Here is a 19,750-nt window from a genome sequence, read left to right as displayed (position 1 = left end):
CTGTACGAGGCGCACCGGCGTCTCGGCGGGCGGGGGCGGGCGGCCGACGGACCCTACCTGGCACATGACGGTGCCCATGTGTTCTACGCCGACGGCCCGCACTGGACGTGGTTGCGCCGGCGGGGCCTGGTCGGGGCGCTGGGCCGGCCGCCGCTGCGGGACATGCGGCTGGGGTTCGTACGCGATGGCCGGTTGCGGCGGCTGCCGCCCGCCGGTTTCCTGCGCATGATGGCGACGGGCCCGACGACGGCGCCGGTGGACGTGGACTTCCACACCTGGGCCTCCGCCCGGTACGGCGAGGACACGGCAAGAGCGGCCGCCAACGCGATCGCCGTGGTGACCTTCGACGCCGACACGGGCCGTCTGTCGGCCGCGTTCGTGTGGGAGCTGCTGCGCCGGGTGTTCGCCTTCCGCGTACCGGCGGTCCGGTGGGTGGTCGGCGGCTGGCAGGCGGTGATCGACCGGCTCGCCGCCCGCGCCCGCGAACTCGGCGTGCGCGTCGAACTCGGCTCCCGCGTGCACGACCTGCCGGGCGAGCCCACCATCGTGGCGACCGAGCTGTCCTCGGCCCGCAGACTGCTCGGCGACGACGGCCTGCGCTGGCAGAGCGGCAACGGCGTGCTGCTCGACCTCGCCGTACGCTCGGCGCGCGGCGACCGCTTCATCTGCTTCGACCTGGACGGCGGCGGCTTCCACGAGAGCTACTCCCTGCAGGATCCGACGGCCGCTCCCCAGGGGGAGACACTGTTCCAGATCGACATGCCGATCCGGCACGACGAGCCCAGAGCCGAGGCGGCCGGGCGTGTGCGGGCGCTGGCCGACCTGGCGGTGCCGGGCTGGCGCGAACGCGTCACCTGGCAGCGCTCGGGGGCGGCCAGGCACCGTACGGGAGCGCTCGACCTGCCCGGTCAGACCTGGCGCGACCGCCCGGCGATCGACCGGGGCCACGGCGTGTTCCTGGCGGGCGACATGGTGGCCGCGCCCGGGATGCGGGGCGAGATCTCCGTCAACAGCGCGATCATGGCCGCCGAGGGCGCCCTGCGCGCGCTGCGCCTCACCGACCACGCCGCGCGGTGACGCGGGGCTCCTGAGACCTGCCGGCCGGCTCCCGCGGCACGGCGTACGGCCACAGCGGTGAGCGTCAGGCCCGGTGGGACTCCGGGCCCGCGACCTGCTCGGCCACCTCGCCGATGCGGGCCAGGCGGACGAGGGCGGGACGGGAGAGCACCTCTCCGATGTCGTGCAGCGCGATGATCAGCTCCTCGACCCCGTCGAGGGGCGTGTCGCGTTCCCTGTTGAGCAGGATGCCGCGGTATTCCTCGGGGGAGACCGCCCCGCCCGGCAGCTCGATCCGGTCGCCCTCGGCGCGGAACAACGCGGGGACGGAGGTGTCGAGCGCCAGGGCGAGCGCGGTCAGCTCGGCCGCCGTGAACGACCGCTGCCCGCGTTCGGCCTGGTGGACGGCCTGCCGGCTCCACGGCCGGTCAAGATAGCGGCCCAGCGCCTCCCCCAGCTCGGTCAGCGATATCCGCCGCTCCGCCCGCAGGCGTGCGATCTGCAGCCCGATGGCCTCCTCGACACGCACCCCATCCCCCACTCCTGTCATCGTGCACGATGACGCCGAAAGCCCTTTATTGACGCAGATGCCGCTCACCGCATAGTGTAAACGTACACATTCCCCCGTCATCACCACGAATGACGCAACTGAGTGAGCTGAGGGGTTCCAGATGCGAGAGATCGGCTTAGAGGTCTTCGGCCCGACCGGCGACTGCGCCGCCATCAGGGTCGCCGGAGAGATCGACGTGTTCACCGCGCCACGGCTGCGCGAGCAGGTGCTCGACCTGGTCGCCAAGAAGGTCGTCCACGTCGTGGTCGATCTGGGCGGCGTGGAGTTCCTCGACTCGACCGGACTCGGGGTGCTCGTGGGGGCGCTCAAACGGCTGCGTACCCAGGAGGGGTCACTGGCCCTCGTGATGAGCACGGATCGCATCGAACGCGTCTTCACGATCACCGGCCTGACCGCCGTGTTCCCCATCCACGACACCGTCCATGACGCGATCGCGGCCGACGCCCACTGGGTGCGGGCGGTGGAGCGAGGAGGCGAGACCGTCGAGGAGTGGTGCGGCCGGCACGGCCTGGCCTGAACGCGGGCGCCGCCCGGAGCGGATCGGGTTGCCCGGAGCGGATCGGGTTGCGGGGTCAGGGCCGGGAGGCCTCGTCGAGGAGGGTGAGCTCGTCGGCGGTGAGCGTGAGCGACGCGCTCTCCATCAGCGTCTCCAACTGCTCGGCGTTGCGCGCGCTCGCGATCGTCGCCGTGATCGTCGGCTGGGCGGCGACCCAGGCCAGGGCCACCGTGGCCGGTGCGACGTCCCGGTCGGCCGCCACCTTGCCCAGCGCCTCCAGCGTCCTCGGCCCGTGTGCCGTCGCCAGGTATGCGGAGGCCTTCCCCGCCCGGGGACTGTCCACCCGGGCTCCGGGCGCGTACTTGCCGGTCAGGAAACCGCGCGCCAGCCCGAAGTACGGTGTGCCCGCCAGCCCTTCCCTGCTCACCACGTCTCTCAGCTCGCCCTCGTAGGCGCGCTCGACGAGGTTGTACTGCTGCTGAAGAGCCGCGTACCTGGCCAGGCCGCCGGCGTCGGAGATCGCGAGGGCCTCGGCGAGCCGGGCCGCCCCGTAGTTGGACGCACCGATGTGACGTACCTTGCCCGCGCGGACCAGCGCGTCGAAGGCCGTCAGCGACTCCGCCAGCGGCGTGTCCTGGTCGTCCACGTGCGCCCAGTAGAGGTCGATGTAGTCGGTACGGAGCCGCCGCAGCGAGCCCTCGACCGCCGTGCGGATGGTGGCGGGGGCCAGCCCGCGCAGGCCCTCCAGCATGCCGACCTTGGTGGCGAGCACGATGGACTCGCGGTTGCCGCGGGCGGCCAGCCACTCACCGATGATCATCTCCGAGGTGGACTCGCCGGTCTCCCAGGCAGGGTAGACGTCGGCGGTGTCGATGAAGTTGCCGCCGCCCGCGACGTAGGCGTCCAGGATCGCGAACGAGGTCTCCTTGTCGGCCGTCCAGCCGAACACGTTGGCGCCGAGAGCAAGGGGGAAAACGGACAAATCGGTAGTACCGAGCGATCTCATCCCGCCATTATCCGCACTCGCCCGAGGCGGCTCGCCGCGGCCCCTGTCCTGGCCGTTCAGTGGACACGGTTGACCACGGAGTCGCACACCGCGCGCAGTTCCTCGGCGCCCGGCAGGTGCCGGTCGAGCACCTCCAGCACGGACGACATGTAACGGTCCGCCAGGGAGCGGGCGGCGTCGCGCCCGCCGGCCTCCTCCACGAGACCGGCGGCATGCCGTAAGGAGTCCTCGTCCATGTCTCCCGCCGTCAGGAGCGCGGACAGCTCGCGCGCGGCGGGGACGCCGGCGGCCAGGGCGACCAGCACCGGCAACGTCTTCTTCTCGCGCCGCAGATCGCTGTACACGGGTTTGCCCGTCACGGCGGGGTCACCCCAGATACCGAGCATGTCGTCCACGATCTGGAAGGCCACCCCGAGATCGCGCCCCATGCCCCACAGGCGGTCCGCGAGCTGGGGCGCACCGCCCAGCGCCACGCCCATGGCCGCGGCGGCGCCCAGCAGGCCGCCGGTCTTGCCCGCGGCCATGTCGGTGTATTCCTCGACCGTGACCTCGTCGGGCCCGCGCCACGGGCGGTTCTCGAAGACCATGTCGGCCGTCTGCCCCTGGACCAGCTCGACCAGGGCGGCCGACAGGTACGGGATCGCCTTGGGCCTCGCGGCGAGCTGGCCGACGGCGAGGGCCAGGAGGGCGTCGCCGGCGAGCAGGGCGGGCCCCACGCCGTACGCCTTCCAGAGCGCCTCGCGGTGCCTGCGCCACTCGTCGTGGTCGATGATGTCGTCGTGCACCAGCGAGAACGCGTGCACGAGCTCCACCGCCACGGCACCCGGCAGCGCCGACTCCGCCGTTCCTCCGACGGCCTCCGCACTGAGCAGGGCGACGGCCGGCCGCACGGCCTTGCCTCGGTCACCGTTGCCGGGCCTGCCGTCCGCGTCCGACCAGCCCAGGGCGAATCCGGCCATGCCGGCGCCCCACGGATGCAGCACCGAAACGGCCTCCCTGAGGGCCGGCTCGAGTAAGTCCCGGCAGCGGTCCAAGGCGCCGCCGCCCGACGGATGGCTGAGATTCAACAGGTACTCCTACCCCGGTACGATCTTGAACCTACATGCATAAGCATGTGATACTCCACTCATCGGTTGACATTTGTCAGGGAATGTCCATGCCATGAGATGGACACCGTAGGCGATGGAGGAATAACCCGTGGCGATCGACGCCGCTCCCACCCGAACGCTCCCATTCCTCCGAAAACTCACCAGGCATGCTCGCATCCCGGTGAACGCGTTCGAAGAGGCGGGTACCCAGGCCAACGGGGATCTCGTCCGGTTGTACATGGGACCGTTCCGCCCGTACCTGGTGACCCACCCTGACCACGTCCAGCACGTGCTCGCCAGGAACCAGCCGAACTACGTGCGCGAAGGCATGTTCTGGGACCCGCTGGCGCCGCTGCTGGGCGAGGGCATCCTGTCCGACGGCGACAGCTGGGCGGAGAGCCGGCGCATCCTCCAGCCGCTGTTCACGGCCAAGTACGTCAACTCGCTGGCCGAGCGCATGGCCGAGATCATCACCGAGCTGATCGACGAGACCGTGGTCCCCGGCCGGCCCTTCGACGTGGCCAAGGGCGTGTCCGCCATCGTGCACCCGACGATCGTGCGGCTGTTCTTCGGCGCCAAGATCTCCGTGGCCGACATCAACCGGCTGGTGCCCGCGTACGACGTCGCCGTCACCGCCAAGGCCATCCGGCTGGTGATGCCGTTCGTGCCGGACCAGTTCCCCATGCCCGGCGACCAGCCGTTCAAGAAGGCGATCAAGGCCATCGACGAGGTCGTCTACCCGCGCATCAGGCAGGCGAGGATGGCGGGCCAGGAGGGCGACGACGTCGTCTCGCGCCTGGTCAAGGCCAGGGAGGACATCGCGGGAGCCGAGGGAGAGCGGCGCATCAGGGACGACCTGGTCGCCATGCACGGCGCCTCGACGGAGACCTCCGCAACCGCGCTGACTTGGGCCTGGCCGGTGCTGCAGGCCTATCCGCAGGTCGCGGCCAAGCTCTACGAGGAGGTCGAGCGGGTGGTCGGCGACGACCCCGTGACCACCTCCCACCTGCCCGACCTGGTCTACCTCAGGATGTTCGTCCAGGAGCTGCTGCGCCTCTATCCGCCGGGCTGGATCCTGCCGCGCAAGGCACTCCAGGAGGACGTCGTCGGCGGGGTGACGGTCGAGGCCGGCTCCACCGTCATGCTGAGCCCGTATCTGACGCACCGCCTGCCCCGCTTCTGGGACCGTCCGCTGGAGTTCGACCCCGAGCGGTTCGCGCCCGGCGAGGAGCGCTCGCACCGCTACGCGTACTGGCCGTTCGGCGCGGGCCCCCACGTGTGCCTGGGCCAGCACCTGTTCATGATGGAGGCGCCCCTGCTGATCGCGGGGATCCTGCGCAAGTACCGGCCCGTGGTGCACCACGACGGCCCGGTGACCCCGCGCCTGGCGTCCTCGCTGCGGCCCGTCGCCGGCCTGTCGATGACGCTGGTGCCGGTGGAACGGCGATGAGCTCTTTCGACATCGGGCGGACGTGCGCCCTCGCGGTCGCGGGCGGCCGGGACCTGGCCCGCACCGCGGCGCGGTACGACGGGCTCTTCCCCGAGACGTCCTTCGACTCCGGGCTTTACAGCTCGCTGGCGCTGGCGGGCGCGTTCGGCTCACCCTGGGCCACGGTCGCCCAGCTGCGCGCGATCAACCGCGCCTCGCTGCTGGTGTTCGCCGTCGACCGGCTGATCGACGAGGAGGCGACGTCCCAGGAGGAGGTCGCCTCCCTCGTCGGCGAGTGCCTGGCCGCGGGGCGCGGCGCCGCCCCCGCCTCGGCGGCCGCGGCGTTCGTCTCCGACCTGCGGGCGGAGCTGGCCGCGCCCTTCGAGCTGGAGGCCGCCTGGCTGGACCAGCTCGCGCGCACGCTCGGCGCGATGGCCCGCGAATGGGACTGGAACCGGCCGGACCATGCGCCCGGCATGGAGGAGTACCTGGCCAACGCCGACAGCACCGGAGCGTTCTTCATCGGCCTGACGCACTGGATCCACACCGGCGTGGCCGAGTCCCCCGGCGACCTGGACCGGCTGCGGCCGGCCGGCGACGTGGTGCAGCGCTATCTGCGCCTGCTCAACGACCTGGCCACTCGGCCCAGGGAGGCGGGCTTCGGCGACCTCAACGCGTTCACGCTGGGCATGAGCCCCGGCGAGGCCCACGAGCGGATGGGTGCCCTGGCCGGCGAGGCCGCCGAGCTGATCGAGCCGCTGCACGCCGCGCATCCGCGCGCAGCCGAGTACCTGACCTGGCAACTCCACTACAGCGCCGGCTTCTACGGGCTGTCTGACTTCTGGGCTCCGGAGGCCGCGTGATCGACGTACATCGGCAGGCCGGCGAGCTGGTCGCCGAACTCATGGCCAAGCCCTGGGGCCAGGTGTCCCCCTCGGTCTACGAGACGGGCAGGATGGTGACGCTCGCGCCTTGGCTGGTCGGTCAGGAGGAGCGATTGGCGTACCTGCTGGGCGAGCAGCGCGGCGACGGCTCCTGGGGCGCGCCCGACGGCTACGGCCTGGTGCCCACCCTGAGCGCCACGGAGGCGCTGCTGTCGGCCGCCGCGCGCGGCGACGGCGATCCCGGCGTTCTCGTGCCGGCCGCGCGCGCCGGGCTGGAGGCCGTGCGCCCGGTGCTCCAGGATCCGCCCGAGCTGCCCGACACGCCGGCGATCGAGCTGATCGTGCCGCACCTCGTCTCGCTCATCAACGACCACGGCTGCGCCGAGCCGCTGCCGCTGCCGAGCGGCATGGACGGCCACCGCCTCGGCATGGTCAGGCACCTGCTGGAGTCGGGCGGCGAGCCGCCGCAGAAGCTCCTGCACGTCCTGGAGGTCGCGGGGACGGCCGCCTCGCGGTCCGGCGCCGTGCGCCCCACGGCCATCGGCACGATCGGCGCGTCCCCCGCGGCGACGGCCGCCTGGCTGGACGCCCTCGCCCCGCCCGACTCGGCCGACTCCGCCAGGCGGCATCTGGAGGCCGTGGCCCGGCGGTACGGCGGGCCCGTCCCCGTCGGCCTGCCGATCACCGTCTTCGAACGCGGCTGGGTGCTGAGCTGGCTGGTACGGGCGGGCGTGCCGGTGGAGGTGCCGCCGGAGATGACGGCGGACCTCAGGGCGGCCATCGGCCCGGACGGCACGCCGGCCGGGGCCGGGTTACCGGCCGACGCCGACACCACGAGCGTCGCGCTTTACGCGCTGTCCCTGCTCGGGATGCCGGTCGAGCCGCGGCCGCTGGCGGCGTTCGACACCGGCGCGCACTTCTGCACCTGGCGGAACGAGGACGGCTTCTCGGTCAGCGTGAACGCTCATGTGCTGGACGCGTACGGACAGTACGCGCGCGCCAGGCCCGCGACGGCCGGCGCGTACGCCCCGGTGATGACGCGCGTGGCCCGCTGGCTGGCCGGGCGGCAGGAGTCCGACGGGAGCTGGCGCGATAGGTGGCACGCCTCGCCGTATTACGCGACACTGAGTTGCGTGCTGGCATTGGGTGAGTTCGGCGGGCCCGCGTACACCGAAGCAGTCCGGGCGGCCCGGGAATGGGTGGTGTCCACGCAGCGCGACGACGGGTCGTGGGGGCGCTGGGCGGGGATGCCGGAGGAGACCGCGTACGCCGTGCAGACGCTCCTGCTCTCCGGGCCGGAGCCGGACGAGCGGTGCGTGGCGGCCGCCGCGCTTGGCGACGCCTTCCTTAGCCGAATGGGCGATTTTGCGGATTATCCGCCATTGTGGCATGACAAGGACCTTTACACGCCGACTGCAATTGTACGGGCGGCGGTTCTGGCGGCCCAGCAGGTAGCACAGAGGCACGCCGAAGGAGAAAATAGAGGGAGAAACAGGACATAGCGACCTTAAAGTGCTCTTTCGTGTTGAGGGAGCATTGGTGCGTTGCTAGGGTGACCCGAGTGTCAGATTCCTGGGATGCCCATTTCTTTTCCTTGACATGGCACGCTGACCGCGCTGCTTTCTGTATGGGTGGGCTCGATGCGCTTCCGTAACGCCAGTGTCCGGACAAAGGTCACGGCCCTCATCGTGTCGCTCACGTGTTTGTGGGCGTTCGCCGCTTGGGTCACCCTGCGAGAGGGTGTCAACCTGCTCTGGGCCGCCACGATCAACAGCGGTGTGATCGACCCGAGCGAGCCGCTCCTGATCGAACTGCAGCGCGAGCGCCGGCTGACCATCGCCCGCCTGGGCGCGCGGGACCGCGACCCCGACAAGTCGCTACGCGACCAGCGGGCCAGGACCGACGCCCTGCGCACCGACTTCGAGGTCGCTGCCGAGGGCACCGCGGTCAATTTCGCCATGGACGCGACGCTCCGCGCGCGCCTCGACGAGGTCAGGGGCCAGCTCGGCAAGCTGGCGGCCACCAGGAAGTCGATCGACTCGGGCAAGGCCGACCTGTCGCAGACCGCGCTGCAGTACAACACCGTCATCGACTCCTTCTACCGCATGTACGACTCGGTGGCGGAGTTCGACGACAAGGTGATCGCCGAGGACGGCCGGACGCTGAACGAGATGCACCGCTCGCGGGAGATGTTCGCCCGCGAGGACGCGCTCCTGGCCGGCGTCTTCGCCAAGGGTGGCTTCACCAAGACCGAGCACGCCGAGTTCGTCAAGACCGCGGGCGTCTTCCGCTACACGCTCAACGAGGCGCTGCAGAAACTTCCCGCCGAGGAGCAGGGCGCCTTCGAGGCGTGGCTCAAGACCGCGCCCGTCGTCCGGGTGCAGACCATGGAGCAGCAGCTCATCCGGCATGAGGCGACTCTGGAGCCGCTGCCCGTGAGCGGCGAGGACTGGCAGAAATCCGCCGAGGCGACGCTGTCCAGCATGCAGACCGTGACGCTCGCCGGCGGTGACCGGCTCCTGGAGCGCATCACGCCCGTCGCGGTCGGCGTCATCGTCCGCCTCGTGCTCGCCGGCGGTCTGGGCCTGCTCGCCGTCATCGCGTCCATCGTGTTGTCGATCACCACGACCAGGCAGCTGCTCGCCCAGCTCAAGAAGCTGCGCGACGCCGCTCACGAGCTGTCGGACGACCGGCTGCCCGGCGTCGTCGAGCGCATCGGCCGCGGCGAGGAGGTCGACCTCGCCAGGGAGGTCCCGGCGCTCGACTTCGGTGACGACGAGATCGGCCAGGTGGGCCAGGCGTTCAACACCGTCCAGCGCACCGCCGTCAGCGTCGCCGCCGAGCAGGCGGAGCTGCGCCGCAGCATCCGTGACATCCTGCTCAGCCTGGCCCGCAGGACACAGGGCCTGGTGCACCGGCAGCTCACCGTGCTCGACGTGATGGAGCGGCGCGAGACCGACCCCGAGGAGCTGAAGGAGCTCTTCCGGCTCGACCACCTCGCCATCCGCATGCGGCGCAACGCGGAGAACCTCATCGTGCTCTCCGGCTCATCCCCCGCCCGTACGTGGCGGCGCTCCGTCCCGATGGTCGACGTGGTCCGAGGCGCGCTGGCGGAGGTCGAAGACTACACCCGCGTCACGCTCATGCCGATGGGCGACGTCGTGCTCATCGGCCGGGCCGTCGGTGACGTCATCCACCTGCTGGCCGAGCTGATCGAGAACGCCGTGTCGTTCTCGCCGCCCTACACCAGCGTGCAGGTCAGCGGCCAGCTCGTGGCCAACGGCTACGTCATCGAGATCGAGGACCGCGGACTCGGCATGAAGCCGGAGGACCTCGACTCCGCCAACGAGCGCATCGCCGACCCGCCCGAGTTCCGCATCACCGGCACCGCCCGGCTGGGCCTCTACGTGGTAAGCCAGCTCGCCAGGCGGCACGACATCCAGGTGGTGCTCAAGGCGTCGCCGTACGGCGGGACCACGGTCGTGGTGCTGCTGCCGCAGGAGCTCGTGCAGCTCGACCCCACGCCCGACTCCCAGCAGAGCGGCGGCCGGGAGCGGCTGCCGCGCAGGGCGAGCGCCGTGGCCACCGCGACCCGGCCGGTCGCCGGCGAGAACGTGCGCACGCTCAAGTCGGCGCGGAGGGCCGCTGATCCGGCGGCCCCCGCCGTCCCGGCACCGACCCAGCCCCCGAACCAGGCTCCGGGCGCGGCGCCTGACCGTGGAGCAGCTCCGAGACCCGCTCCGAGGCCCACGCCCGTTCCCTCCCCGGCTCCCGAGCCGGTAAAGGATCCAGAGCCACGATCCAAAGAAACGCCAGCCGAACCGGAGCAGCAACCTGTGGCCGAGTTCACCCCGTCAGGGCTGCCGTTGCGCGTACCACAGGCCAATCTGGCGCCAGCGCTGCGGGACGAGACGCCCACGCAGCCCGACCTCGAGGAGGACGATGACGAGCGCTCTCCGGAGGAGATCCGCGCGATGATGGGATCCTTCCAGTCCGGCACCCGTCTCGGCCGCACCGAAGCGGCCAAGATGATGGACGAACAGTCGGGAGGTGAGTCATGACCCCCACTTCGGGCACCGACCTCAACTGGTTGCTCGACGACCTCATCGGCCGCATTCCTGAGGCCGAGCACGCGATCGTCCTGTCCTCCGACGGCCTGCTGATGGCGTCCTCAGCCGAGTTGCAGCGGACCGACGGCGAACACCTGTCCGCGGTCGCCTCCGGCCTGCAGAGCCTGGCCAAGGGCGTCTCCGACCACATTTCCGGTGGTGCGGTCCGGCAGACGGTCGTGGAGTGGAAGTCCCAGTTCCTCATCGTGACCAACGCGGGCGAGCGTGCCTGCCTGGCGGTGTTGTGCGCGCAGAACGCCGACATCGGGCTCATCGCGTACGAGATGGCGATGCTGGTGGCCCGGGTGGGCCAATACCTCACCTCCGGAGCCCGCAACGCCGAGGCCGTCGCCAGGAGTGAACGGTGAGTGGCGCCGACGGGCCCACGGACGAGCACTGGGTGGATCCGGAGATCATCCGCCCCTACGTCGTGACCCGAGGCCGCACGCAACCCGCGCACGGGAGGTTCGACCTGATCTCCATGGCGCTGGCCGTGGGGCCGCCGCCGGGGCCCGACGCCGGGCTCGACCCCGAGCATCTGCGCATCCTGCAGCTGTGCCGCGAGCCCAAGTCGGTGGCCGAGATCGCCGCTTATCTCGACCTGCCGGCCGGCACGATCCGGGTGCTGCTCGGTGACCTGTTCGACCGCGAACTCGTCTCTGCCCAGGAACCACAATCCGAGGTGGACATGCACGACATGAAGATGTACAGGGCGGTGCTCGATGGCCTTCGCTCGCTCTGAGCGTCCGCGCCTGCCGACGGCGATCAAAATCTTGGTCGCCGGCGGCTTCGGCGCGGGCAAGACGACGATGGTCGGCGCGGTCTCCGAGACCCGGCCGCTGCGCACCGAGGAGGTGCTGACGGACCGCGGGATCGGCGTCGACGACCTCACCTCCGTCGAGGCCAAGCGCACCACCACCGTGGCGATGGACTTCGGCCGGATCACCCTCGGCAACGACTACGTCCTCTACCTGTTCGGGACGCCCGGGCAGGAACGCTTCTGGTTCGTGTGGGACGAACTGGCGGAGGGCTCCCTGGGCGCCGTCATCCTGGCGGACACCCGGCGCCTGGCCGACTGCTTCCCCTCGATCGACTACTTCGAGCGGCGCGGCACGCCGTTCGTGGTGGCGGTCAACTGCTTCGAGGGGGCGCAGAAGTTCGACCTCGACGAGGTGCGGCTGGCACTCCAGCTGAACCCGACGGTCCCCATCATCATGTGCGACGCGAGGCAGCGCGAGTCCAGCCGGGAAGTGCTCATCGCCCTGGTCAAGCACTCGGCGCGGCTGCGCGCGGAACCGGTCGGGAGTTAGGTGGGTGGGGCGGCTGAGCAGCACCGCCCCCAACCAGGCCCCGGACCGTCGCGGTCGGGCTCGGCCGCCGGTGGCTTCTCTGATAAGTCGTCCGAGGATCCCGGCCCCGCCGAGCCCGGCGGGGCCGGCCCTCAGGGTGTGGCCCGTGAAGAGCGCCTATGACGGCGACACCGTGACCGGGCGGGCGGCGGGACGGCGGCCGGGCCGGCTCGGTTCGCCGGCCTCGTGGCCCCCAGGGCGGTCGGGCGGTGGCCGGCCGGAGCACGAAGCAGGCACCGCCGAAGGGTGACCCCGGCGAGACGGTCAGCGGTCGATCTGGATGGACGGCATCAAGTCTCCTTGCGCCGGCGCCGCGACAGATCCGCCGGCGGCCTCACGGCCGGGCGGCTTCCAGCGCCCGCGCCGCTGAGAACAGGAGGTGCTCGTTCCCCGCGGCGGCGACGAGCTGTACCGCGACCGGCAGCCCGTCACACCGGCCCGCCGGGACGCTGATCGCCGGAACGCCGGCCATGTTCCACGGGCTGGTCAGGGAGAGCAACGCCGAGCGCACCTCGAGATCGGTGCGGCCGACGCGCACGCTGCGCTCGCCGAGGGGCGCCGCCACGATGGGGACCGTCGGGAGAGCGAGCACGTCATAGGTACGCAGCAGCTCCCCCACGATCGTGCTCAGTTCCGCGCGCGCTTCGCCGGCCGCTTCGTGGCTCGCGGTCGAGACGTTCCCGCCCCTGTCGAGCCGCGCGAGGACCTCCGGGTCGATCAGCTCCCGATCGGCCTCCAGGTGGTGCCGGTGCACCTCGTACGCCTCCCTGCCCTGGAGGGTGGTGAACACCTCGAACAGCGCCTGGTCGCGGTCCCATCCCGGGAACCCGTGCACCAGGTCGGGCGCGAAACCGGCCGATGCCAGCAGGTCGCGGCCCGCTCCCTCGATCCGCGGGTCGCACGTCGCGATGTCGCCGGCCCTGATCCAGCCGGCCGTGATCGAGCGCGGGTCGTCCGGGAGAGGGTCCATGACCTGGTCGGTGAGGGCCTGGTAGCCGAGCAGAGCCCCTTCGACGGAGCCGGTGAACAGGCCGACGTGATCGAGCGTGGGTGCCAGCGCGTACACACCCGCGCTGGAGACGGCGTCGTACGCCGGCTTGAACCCGACGATTCCGCACAGGGCGGCCGGCACCCGGACCGAGCCGGCGGTGTCGGTGCCCAGCGCCAGGGGGACCATGCCAGCGGCCACCGCCACCGCGCTTCCCCCGCTGCTGCCGCCCGAGATCCGGCCGGGATCGTGCGGGTTGCGTGAAGGGCCGTGCAGCGAGCGGTCGCCGGTCGCGCCGTAGGCGAACTCGTGCAGGGTGGTCTTGCCGACGATGACCGCGCCCCGGTCACGGAGCCGGGTGATGACGTCGGCGTCGCGCTCGGCGACGGTTCCGAAGGAGGTCGCGGACCCGCATGTGGTGAGGGCGCCGGCGATGTCGATGAGGTCCTTGACGGCGACGGGTATGCCGTGGAGCGGGCCCCGGTCGAGGCCCGCGGCCAGTTCCTGATCCGCTCGTCGTGCCGCCTCGTACGCCCCGGCCTCGTCCACGAGGGTGAACGCGTTGAGGGTCTCGTTCTGGCCGTGGATGCTCCGCAACGCGTTCGCGGCCAGGTGGACGGCTGTGATCTCTCCGCGGCGCAGGGCCCGCCTGAGATCGGTGATCGTGGATGGTGGTCCGATGGTGTGGGTCATAAAGCGATTCCCGGTACGAGATGGGCAATGGCGCCAACAGTGCGGTGGAGACGCTCATCGAGGCGATCGGCCGGTGGGCCAGGCCCGCGCGTCGGTGTGGTCGCCGCACCATGCCCGCCCCTGCGGCGAGGGGTGGCCATGAGGTCACCGGGGCAGCGGAGCGCCGCCGCGGTAGCCGAGCATCTGGTCGTACAGGTCGGTGCGCCTATCGCGGTGCAGGTCGTTGAGCTGGTTCCAGATCGGGGCCGTCCGGGCCGCGGTGAGGTCGACGTCGGCGTAGATCACGGTGTCCTCGTCGGGGCCGGCGATGCGGCCGATGGGCCAGCCGTTCGTGCCCGCTATCAGGGAGTTACCCATGAATCCGGCACCGCGCTCCTGGCCGATCCGGTCGGCGGTGGCGATGAACACGTTGTTCGCATGTGCCGCCGTCATCGTCAGGTAGGCGGCCATGCAGACGCCGCTCTCGTCGTACAGCGGCGGCGGGGTCCAGACCCAGCCGGTGGGAACGCAGATGATGTCGGCTCCCATCTGCGCCACGATGCGGGCCGTCTCGGGGAACCAGATGTCCCAGCACACCAGCAGACCGATCCGCCCGATGCGGGTGTCGAACACCGGGTAGCCTTCGTCGCCGGGCGTGAACCAGAGCTTCTCGGTGTTCCACAGGTGGGTCTTGCGGTAGCGGCCGATGTATCCGTCGGGGCCGACGAGGACCGCGGTGTCGAACAATCTGTCGCCGTCCTGCTCGGCGACGCAGGCCACGACGTACACGTCGCGCTCTGCCGCGAACCGGGCGAGCCCCTGCACGGTGGGGCCGTCCGGGACCGCCTCAGCGTGAGCGAAGGCCTCCTCGCGGGTCTCGAAGACGTAGCCCGTGGTGGCCAGTTCGGGCAGGACGATGAGGCGGGCGCCGGCCTGCGCGGCGGCCGTCAGCCGTTGCTCCACCGCCAACGCGTTGGCCTTCAGGTTCTCGACGCCGACGCGGGGCTCGAACTGCACCACCGCGATCCGGACCGGGCTGACCCTGGTGTCCTTGCCGGCGTCCTGCTGTGCCGTCATGGCCTCTCCCTTCCTCGAAGCGGTTTCCTTTTGCAACCGCTCGTGGCGACTGTAAGGGAAAGGGGTTTAAACTTGCAACCACTTGCGTGAGTGATTCTCGGACAGCCGGACAGGGGTACGATGCGCGGACGGGGTGTGAGCCATCGGCAGGCGGAGTGTCCTGTCGCCAGAACGGTGGACGTGATCGGTGACCGATGGTCCCTGCTGATCATCCGGGACGCCTTCGACGGGATCCGCCGCTTCAGCGAGCTGCAGCGCAACCTGGGGCTCGCCAAGAACATCCTGGCCTCACGCCTGCGTGAGCTCGTGGCCCAGGGAATCCTGGAAATGGTGCCGGCGGCCGACGGGTCCGCCTACCACGAGTACGCGCTGACCGCGAAGGGCCGTGAGTTGTTCGCCGTGATCGTGGCGCTCAGAAGCTGGGGAGAGGCGCACCTCTTCGAGGGGGACGAACCCCGCTCGGCGCTGCTCGACACCCAGGACGAGCTGCCCGTCCGGCTCCAGGTCACGAACGCCATGGGGCAGCCGATCAGCCCGGACGACGCGTTCGTGCGCAAGGTGTCCTGAGGATCCGGCGCCTTTCGGGCGGCCTCACGCTACCTGGCGGCGTGATCCGCCAGGCGGGCCCGGTCGCGGGCGAGCATCTGCTCGCAGGCCAGCAGCAGCACCCCGGCGCTCCAGGCGTGCGACAGCGTGAGGTACATGCCCTTGGGCTGGAAGCAGTCCGTCTGGTAGTAGCGCTCGGTGATCATGCCGCGGTAGGCGTTCACCTCACCGTCGGCGGCGGGCAGCAACTGGCGGAAGCAGGCCAGCGTCTCGTGCGCCCGCTCGGCGTAGTAGGGGTCGCCGAGTCCCTCCGACAGGGCGATGAGCTCGTCGGTGCACACCAGGCCGTAGGCGTGCAGGTGCTGGTTGGACGGTGACGCCTGGTCGGCGCCTCGGGTGGCGAAGCCGTACACGCCGAGGGGGGTGCGGGCGCCGAAGCGCACGTTGTAGGAGTAGCGGAAGGTGAGCGTCCAGTCGGCGGCGCGGCGGGCCAGGTCGAGCCAGCGGCCGGCGCCCGTGGCGCGGTGCAGCGCCATGTAGGCGATGACGGCCGCGTAGCCGTCCTCCGAGGTCGGCGCCAGGTCCACGTCCTCGGGAGCGCCGTAGATGAACTCGTCCTCCACGAAGGCGGCGTAGTAGCCGCCCGCCCGTTCCGCGGCCCGCAGGTACGTCTCGCCGCCCGCCTCGCACAGGGCGGCGATCCAGGTCAGCCCGGACGCTCCCGACCAGGACAGCACCTCGCCGGTGGCCGCGTGGTGGAGGGTGCCGAGGTTGCCGTCGGGCCGCTGTCGGGCCACCATCACGTCGAGGTTGGAGCGGGCCGCAGCCTCCCATTTCGGCTCGGGCCGGTGGCGCAGCGCCCGCAGCAGGAACAGCGTCGCCTCTCCCAGCGTGCGGGCGTGCAACGCGTCCTTGGTGTGGCTCCAGCTCTGCGACCAGCCCGAACGGCGGTACCACGTGCCCCAGAACGTGCCGGACGGCGACAGGTCGGCGCAGATGAAGTCGATCACCCGCGAGGCGGCGGCCACGTGCTCGGGCCGGTCGGTCCGCAGGCCGTGCTCCAGCAGCGCGGCCGCCCACGGGATGCCGCTCACCCAGCCGACGTGCATGGCCTGCCGGTCGACCCGCTCGCCGTCGCCGCCACTGACCTCCCGGTCGAAGCCGACCGTCTCCAGCAGCACCCCGGGGTCGGGGTCGTAGTGCCAGCGGTAGAGCCCCTCGGCGGCGATGCCGGCCGCCTCCTCGACCTCCTGCCACGGCTCGACGGGCGAGGCGGGCAGGCGCAGCTCGCGGTCCTCGCGCAGCAGCGGCGCGTACGCGTGCCGGTCGGCCGGCAGCGGGCACGTCGCCACGGTCAGCTCCTGCGTCTCGCCGGGCTGCCAGACGTGCGTGGCGGCCTCGGCGGGCCGCGGCAGCGCCGAGCCGTAGTAGGTGATCGGGAACTCCTGGTACGGGAAGAGCAGCGCGATCGCCGCCTCCCCCGCCTCGTGTTCGATGGCCAGGCCGGTGGCGCCGAGCGCCGACTCCTCGTCCGCGATCAGGCAGACGCCGCCCTCGTCGCCCCACACCATGACGGCGGGGGTGGCGGCCCGGTCCGCGCGAAACCCCCACCGGGCCGAGACCATCTCGTCGGGCCGGTCGGCGCCCGCCTCGAAGCGGGGGAACACCCGCCGGCACGCCGCCGGCCGGTTCTCGCCGTAGAACAGGCCGGGGATGAGCCACCACGGGTCGGCGGCGGGCACCCGCCTGCTGACGCGCACGGTGCCGGCGCGGGGCTCGGCGCCGTCGTACCGGATGGTCAGGCGCAGCTCGCGGCGACCGGTCGGGCGCGGCTCGCCCCAGCTCCCGCTCATCGTGTACGGCCCCGCGCCGACCACTTCGACGGCCACCTCGCCGCCTCCGGGATCGGCGATCAGCAACGGCCGGGTCACCACGACTCCACGGTGAACGCGCCCTTGCGGGTGCCGAACTCCAGCAGGTCGGTCTCCACGGCGGAGTGCGGATCGTCCAGCGGGATGCGGAACGTGCGGATCTGGCTCGGCCCGAAGTCGGCCGTCAACCGGACGCCGGCCAGAGGAACGTCGAGCGTGGCCACGGCCGCCCTGCCGGTGCTCTCCACGGCGCGCACCACCAGGTCGCGGGGCGCGTCCTCGTGCAACTTCACCGCGGTCACCATGACCTGGCCGCCACCGTCGTCGAGGTAGCCGCGCGCCGGAGGAAGCGTGCCGTCGTGGAAGCTCTCCAGCATCGCCCGCACCGGGGAGCCGAGCACCGCCGCCCGGCGGGTCAGCCCGGCCGCCCGCCAGTCGCCCGTGTGCGGCACCAGCAGATACGTGAACCGCTGCACGCCCTGGTCCTGGTAGGAGTAGTGGCCGTCGAGGTCGAGCAGCCTCGGGTCGTGCCAGGCGTAGACGGGGCTGCGCACGGCCGTGATGCCGATGCTGTGGTCGCGGCCGGGGCTCGGCGGGGCGACGTCGTAGCCGTGCTTGGCGTTGTTGACCACGGCCAGCCCGGCGCGCGTGCCCGCGACGGCGCCCGACAGGTCCACCCACGACTGCGCCGGCTCCTCGGCCCCGTCGATCGGCCTGCCGAGGTGCGCGAACGGGATCTCGTACGTGGCCGAAGGGCTTTCCAGCGCGACCGGGAAACGCAGCTTCATCAGGTGCGCCCGCTCGCGCCAGTCGAGCGTGACGCGCACCTCGACCGCGTCGTCGTGGCCCGCCCCCAGAATGAACTCCTCGGCCATCGTCGAGCGGCCCCACGCGCGCTCGACCCGGAGCCGGGCGCGCAGCGGGCCGTCCTCGCGCAGCACGATGCGGGTGGTCTCCATCGCCTCGCCCGGCCAGTCGTAGGACACGACGCGGTGTCCCCAGGTGTCGGTCGGGTCCTCGCAGATCTGGGTGTGCTCGCCCGCCGCCCCGGCCACCAGGTCGACGCCGGTGCGTTTGTCGAGCAGGCTCGTCAGCCAGCCCGTGCCGGGATCGAGCTCCAGGCGCAGCACGTCGTTCTCGAGGTGCAGCTCTGAGGCCGACAGCGTACCGGCCGGGTGCATGCCGGGGCCTTGGCGCAGCCGGTAGAGGCGGTAGCCCAGCGGGGGCAGCTCGGCCTGGAACACGGTGGCGCCGCGGCCCTTGTCGTCGGTGGTCGCCACCGACTGGGTGCGCTGGCACGGCACGTCGGCGCCGTCGGCGCCGACGACGTGCACGCCGTTGGGCGCGAGGCCGTACTGCATCTCGACCCGGGTGGTGACCGGCCATGGGTGCGGGTTGAAGACGAGCACCGGCTGGGTGCCGCTCTCCTCGGGTATGCGCACATCGCGGGCGATCACGTTGTGCGCCCTCGTGATGATGCGCTTGGAGCTCGCCACGGCCTCGCCGAGCTGGTCGCGGGCGTCGTCGTACGCCGGTTCGATGGCCGAGCCGGGCAGCACGTCATGGAACTGGTTGAACAGCACCTGCTTCCACGCGCGTTCCAGGTCGGCGCGGGCGTCGTGGCCGGCGATCGCGGCCCACCGCTCGGCCGACAACACCGCCGCCTGGGCCCTGCGCTGCCACGCCTTGATGCCGGAGTGGGAGGAGTAGCAGCCGGAAGCGTGGTGCTGCAGGTCGTCGCGCCACACCGGCAGCTCGGCCATGCCTTGCTCGCCGAGGCGTTTGGCCATCTCGTCGAAGTAGCGGCGCGGCGACGACATCGTCAGCTCGCCGAACGAGCCCATCCGGTCGTAGCGGTGGATCGACTCGATGTTGGCCTTGGTGGGCCCGCCGCCGTGGTTGCCGACGCCGTAGAAGATCATCAGGTCGCCGAGCGAGCGGTCGAGCTGGCCGAGCGCCTTCTCGGTCTGCCCCGCGACCTCGCCGGGCGGGCTGCAGTACTCGAACGGAATGCGGTAGGCCATGACGCGGCTGCCGTCGGGGGCCTCCCACCAGAACATCGTGCCGGGCAGTTCGCTCTCGTGCGGCCCCGGGCGCAGGAAACAGTAGGAGTCCATGCCCTGGCCGCGCAGGATGGCGGGAAGCATGGCGTTGTGGCCGAACGGGTCGACGTTCATGCCGACCGACGCGGTGACGCCGAACTTCTCCTTCAGGTAGCGCTGGCCGTACAGGCCCTGGCGGACGAACGACTCCCCCGACGGCATGTTGCAGTCGGGCTCCACCCACCAGCCGCCGGTCATCACCCAGCGGCCCTCGGCGACCCTCTCCTTGATCCTCGCGAACAGCTCGGGGTCGGACTCCTCCACCCACGACAGCAGGACGACCTGGTCGCAGGTGAAGACGAAGTCGGGGTATTCGTCCATGCGGTGGATCGCCGACCAGAACGTCGCCCGCGCCTCCTGGTAACCCTCCTGCCACGGCCACAACCACACCGGGTCGAGGTGGGCGTTGCCGATCATGTGCAGGGTGCGGCCCGGGGTGGCGGCCGGTCGCGGCGCACGGGGCAGGCCGTCAGGCTGCGCGCCCGAGGGGGCGTTCGCCATGGGGG

18 protein-coding genes are annotated in these 19,750 nt (G+C 71.4%); 11 read left to right on the top strand and 7 right to left on the bottom strand.

Going from position 1 to position 19,750, the window contains the following annotated elements:
* Positions 1-1,077, top strand: a 1,077-nt coding sequence (locus tag GUY59_RS38945; protein ID WP_161714928.1) for an FAD-dependent oxidoreductase, incomplete at its 5' end; no start/stop codon positions are given.
* Positions 1,078-1,141: 64 nt separating this feature from the next.
* Here GUY59_RS38945 and GUY59_RS38940 read toward each other — a convergent pair.
* Positions 1,142-1,585: a helix-turn-helix domain-containing protein gene (locus GUY59_RS38940; RefSeq protein ID WP_138206365.1), complete on the bottom strand. Its 444-nt coding sequence runs from the start codon at positions 1,583-1,585 to the stop codon at positions 1,142-1,144.
* Between the two features lie 142 nt (positions 1,586-1,727).
* Here GUY59_RS38940 and GUY59_RS38935 point away from each other — a divergent pair, with 142 nt between their 5' ends.
* Complete coding sequence (locus tag GUY59_RS38935; protein WP_138206363.1) at positions 1,728-2,144, top strand: STAS domain-containing protein; 417 nt, start codon at positions 1,728-1,730, stop codon at positions 2,142-2,144.
* A gap of 55 nt (positions 2,145-2,199) precedes the next feature.
* On the opposite strand, the gene GUY59_RS38930 is transcribed toward GUY59_RS38935, so the two are convergent.
* Positions 2,200-3,129 (bottom strand): aldo/keto reductase, encoded by a 930-nt coding sequence (locus GUY59_RS38930; protein WP_138206362.1) that lies wholly within the window; start codon positions 3,127-3,129, stop codon positions 2,200-2,202.
* Between the two features lie 56 nt (positions 3,130-3,185).
* A complete protein-coding gene (locus tag GUY59_RS38925; protein WP_252375165.1) occupies positions 3,186-4,112 on the bottom strand; it encodes a polyprenyl synthetase family protein in 927 nt (308 codons plus the stop codon).
* A gap of 286 nt (positions 4,113-4,398) precedes the next feature.
* On the opposite strand from GUY59_RS38925, the gene GUY59_RS38920 reads away from it, so the two are divergent.
* From GUY59_RS38920 to GUY59_RS38885, 8 genes are all read left to right on the top strand, one after another.
* On the top strand, positions 4,399-5,667 hold the full coding sequence (locus GUY59_RS38920; protein WP_161714927.1) for a cytochrome P450: 1,269 nt from the start codon (positions 4,399-4,401) through the stop codon (positions 5,665-5,667).
* Entirely contained in the window at positions 5,664-6,509 is an 846-nt protein-coding gene (locus GUY59_RS38915) for a terpene synthase family protein (RefSeq protein ID WP_138206358.1), read from the top strand. The genes GUY59_RS38920 and GUY59_RS38915 overlap by 4 nt, the downstream gene beginning before the upstream one ends.
* The gene (locus GUY59_RS38910; protein ID WP_201761857.1) at positions 6,506-8,032 is read left to right on the top strand and encodes a prenyltransferase/squalene oxidase repeat-containing protein; all 1,527 of its coding nucleotides are present in this window, start codon (positions 6,506-6,508) and stop codon (positions 8,030-8,032) included. The genes GUY59_RS38915 and GUY59_RS38910 overlap by 4 nt, the downstream gene beginning before the upstream one ends.
* Before the next feature lie 186 nt (positions 8,033-8,218).
* Positions 8,219-10,591 carry a nitrate- and nitrite sensing domain-containing protein gene (locus GUY59_RS38905; RefSeq protein ID WP_330849283.1) on the top strand — a complete coding sequence of 791 codons (2,373 nt, stop codon included), beginning with the start codon at positions 8,219-8,221 and terminating at the stop codon, positions 10,589-10,591.
* Complete coding sequence (locus GUY59_RS38900; protein ID WP_138206354.1) at positions 10,588-11,007, top strand: roadblock/LC7 domain-containing protein; 420 nt, start codon at positions 10,588-10,590, stop codon at positions 11,005-11,007. Before GUY59_RS38905 ends, GUY59_RS38900 begins: the two co-directional genes overlap by 4 nt.
* A complete protein-coding gene (locus GUY59_RS38895) occupies positions 11,004-11,381 on the top strand; it encodes a DUF742 domain-containing protein (RefSeq protein ID WP_138206352.1) in 378 nt (125 codons plus the stop codon). The genes GUY59_RS38900 and GUY59_RS38895 overlap by 4 nt, the downstream gene beginning before the upstream one ends.
* Positions 11,362-11,949, top strand: a complete 588-nt coding sequence (locus tag GUY59_RS38890) for a GTP-binding protein (RefSeq protein ID WP_138206350.1) — start codon at positions 11,362-11,364, stop codon at positions 11,947-11,949. The genes GUY59_RS38895 and GUY59_RS38890 overlap by 20 nt, the downstream gene beginning before the upstream one ends.
* A gap of 145 nt (positions 11,950-12,094) precedes the next feature.
* A complete protein-coding gene (locus GUY59_RS38885; protein WP_161714926.1) occupies positions 12,095-12,238 on the top strand; it encodes a hypothetical protein in 144 nt (47 codons plus the stop codon).
* 84 nt (positions 12,239-12,322) lie between these two features.
* Here GUY59_RS38885 and GUY59_RS38880 read toward each other — a convergent pair whose 3' ends face one another.
* Together GUY59_RS38880 and GUY59_RS38875 are read right to left on the bottom strand one after the other, a co-directional pair.
* Positions 12,323-13,669, bottom strand: coding sequence for an amidase (locus GUY59_RS38880; protein WP_138206348.1), 1,347 nt, complete (start codon positions 13,667-13,669; stop codon positions 12,323-12,325).
* Positions 13,670-13,813: 144 nt separating this feature from the next.
* On the bottom strand, positions 13,814-14,725 hold the full coding sequence (locus GUY59_RS38875) for a nitrilase family protein (protein WP_138206347.1): 912 nt from the start codon (positions 14,723-14,725) through the stop codon (positions 13,814-13,816).
* Between the two features lie 180 nt (positions 14,726-14,905).
* On the opposite strand from GUY59_RS38875, the gene GUY59_RS38870 reads away from it, so the two are divergent.
* Positions 14,906-15,292: a winged helix-turn-helix transcriptional regulator gene (locus GUY59_RS38870; RefSeq protein ID WP_252375164.1), complete on the top strand. Its 387-nt coding sequence runs from the start codon at positions 14,906-14,908 to the stop codon at positions 15,290-15,292.
* Positions 15,293-15,321: 29 nt separating this feature from the next.
* Here GUY59_RS38870 and GUY59_RS38865 read toward each other — a convergent pair whose 3' ends face one another.
* Together GUY59_RS38865 and GUY59_RS38860 are read right to left on the bottom strand one after the other, a co-directional pair.
* On the bottom strand, positions 15,322-17,202 hold the full coding sequence (locus GUY59_RS38865) for a hypothetical protein (RefSeq protein ID WP_138206343.1): 1,881 nt from the start codon (positions 17,200-17,202) through the stop codon (positions 15,322-15,324).
* The coding region (locus GUY59_RS38860; RefSeq protein ID WP_201761856.1) for an alpha-mannosidase at positions 17,199-19,750 on the bottom strand (2,552 nt) is incomplete at its 5' end. The genes GUY59_RS38865 and GUY59_RS38860, both read right to left, overlap by 4 nt.

The sequence above is a fragment of the Nonomuraea sp. K271 genome, assembly GCF_009908215.1.
GTDB classification, from domain to species: Bacteria; Actinomycetota; Actinomycetes; order Streptosporangiales; family Streptosporangiaceae; genus Nonomuraea; species Nonomuraea longispora.
Note: the sequence above shows the minus strand (reverse complement) of the source record. Positions and strands in the feature narration are given on the sequence as shown.

Coding starts and splice junctions, on each gene's coding strand:
- GUY59_RS38935 (WP_138206363.1), top strand. CDS start 1,728: ATGCGAGAGATCGGCTTAGAGGTCTTCGGCCCGACCGGCGACTGCGCC.
- GUY59_RS38930 (WP_138206362.1), bottom strand. CDS start 3,129: ATGAGATCGCTCGGTACTACCGATTTGTCCGTTTTCCCCCTTGCTCTC.
- GUY59_RS38915 (WP_138206358.1), top strand. CDS start 5,664: ATGAGCTCTTTCGACATCGGGCGGACGTGCGCCCTCGCGGTCGCGGGC.
- GUY59_RS38900 (WP_138206354.1), top strand. CDS start 10,588: ATGACCCCCACTTCGGGCACCGACCTCAACTGGTTGCTCGACGACCTC.
- GUY59_RS38890 (WP_138206350.1), top strand. CDS start 11,362: ATGGCCTTCGCTCGCTCTGAGCGTCCGCGCCTGCCGACGGCGATCAAA.
- GUY59_RS38880 (WP_138206348.1), bottom strand. CDS start 13,669: ATGACCCACACCATCGGACCACCATCCACGATCACCGATCTCAGGCGG.
- GUY59_RS38875 (WP_138206347.1), bottom strand. CDS start 14,725: ATGACGGCACAGCAGGACGCCGGCAAGGACACCAGGGTCAGCCCGGTC.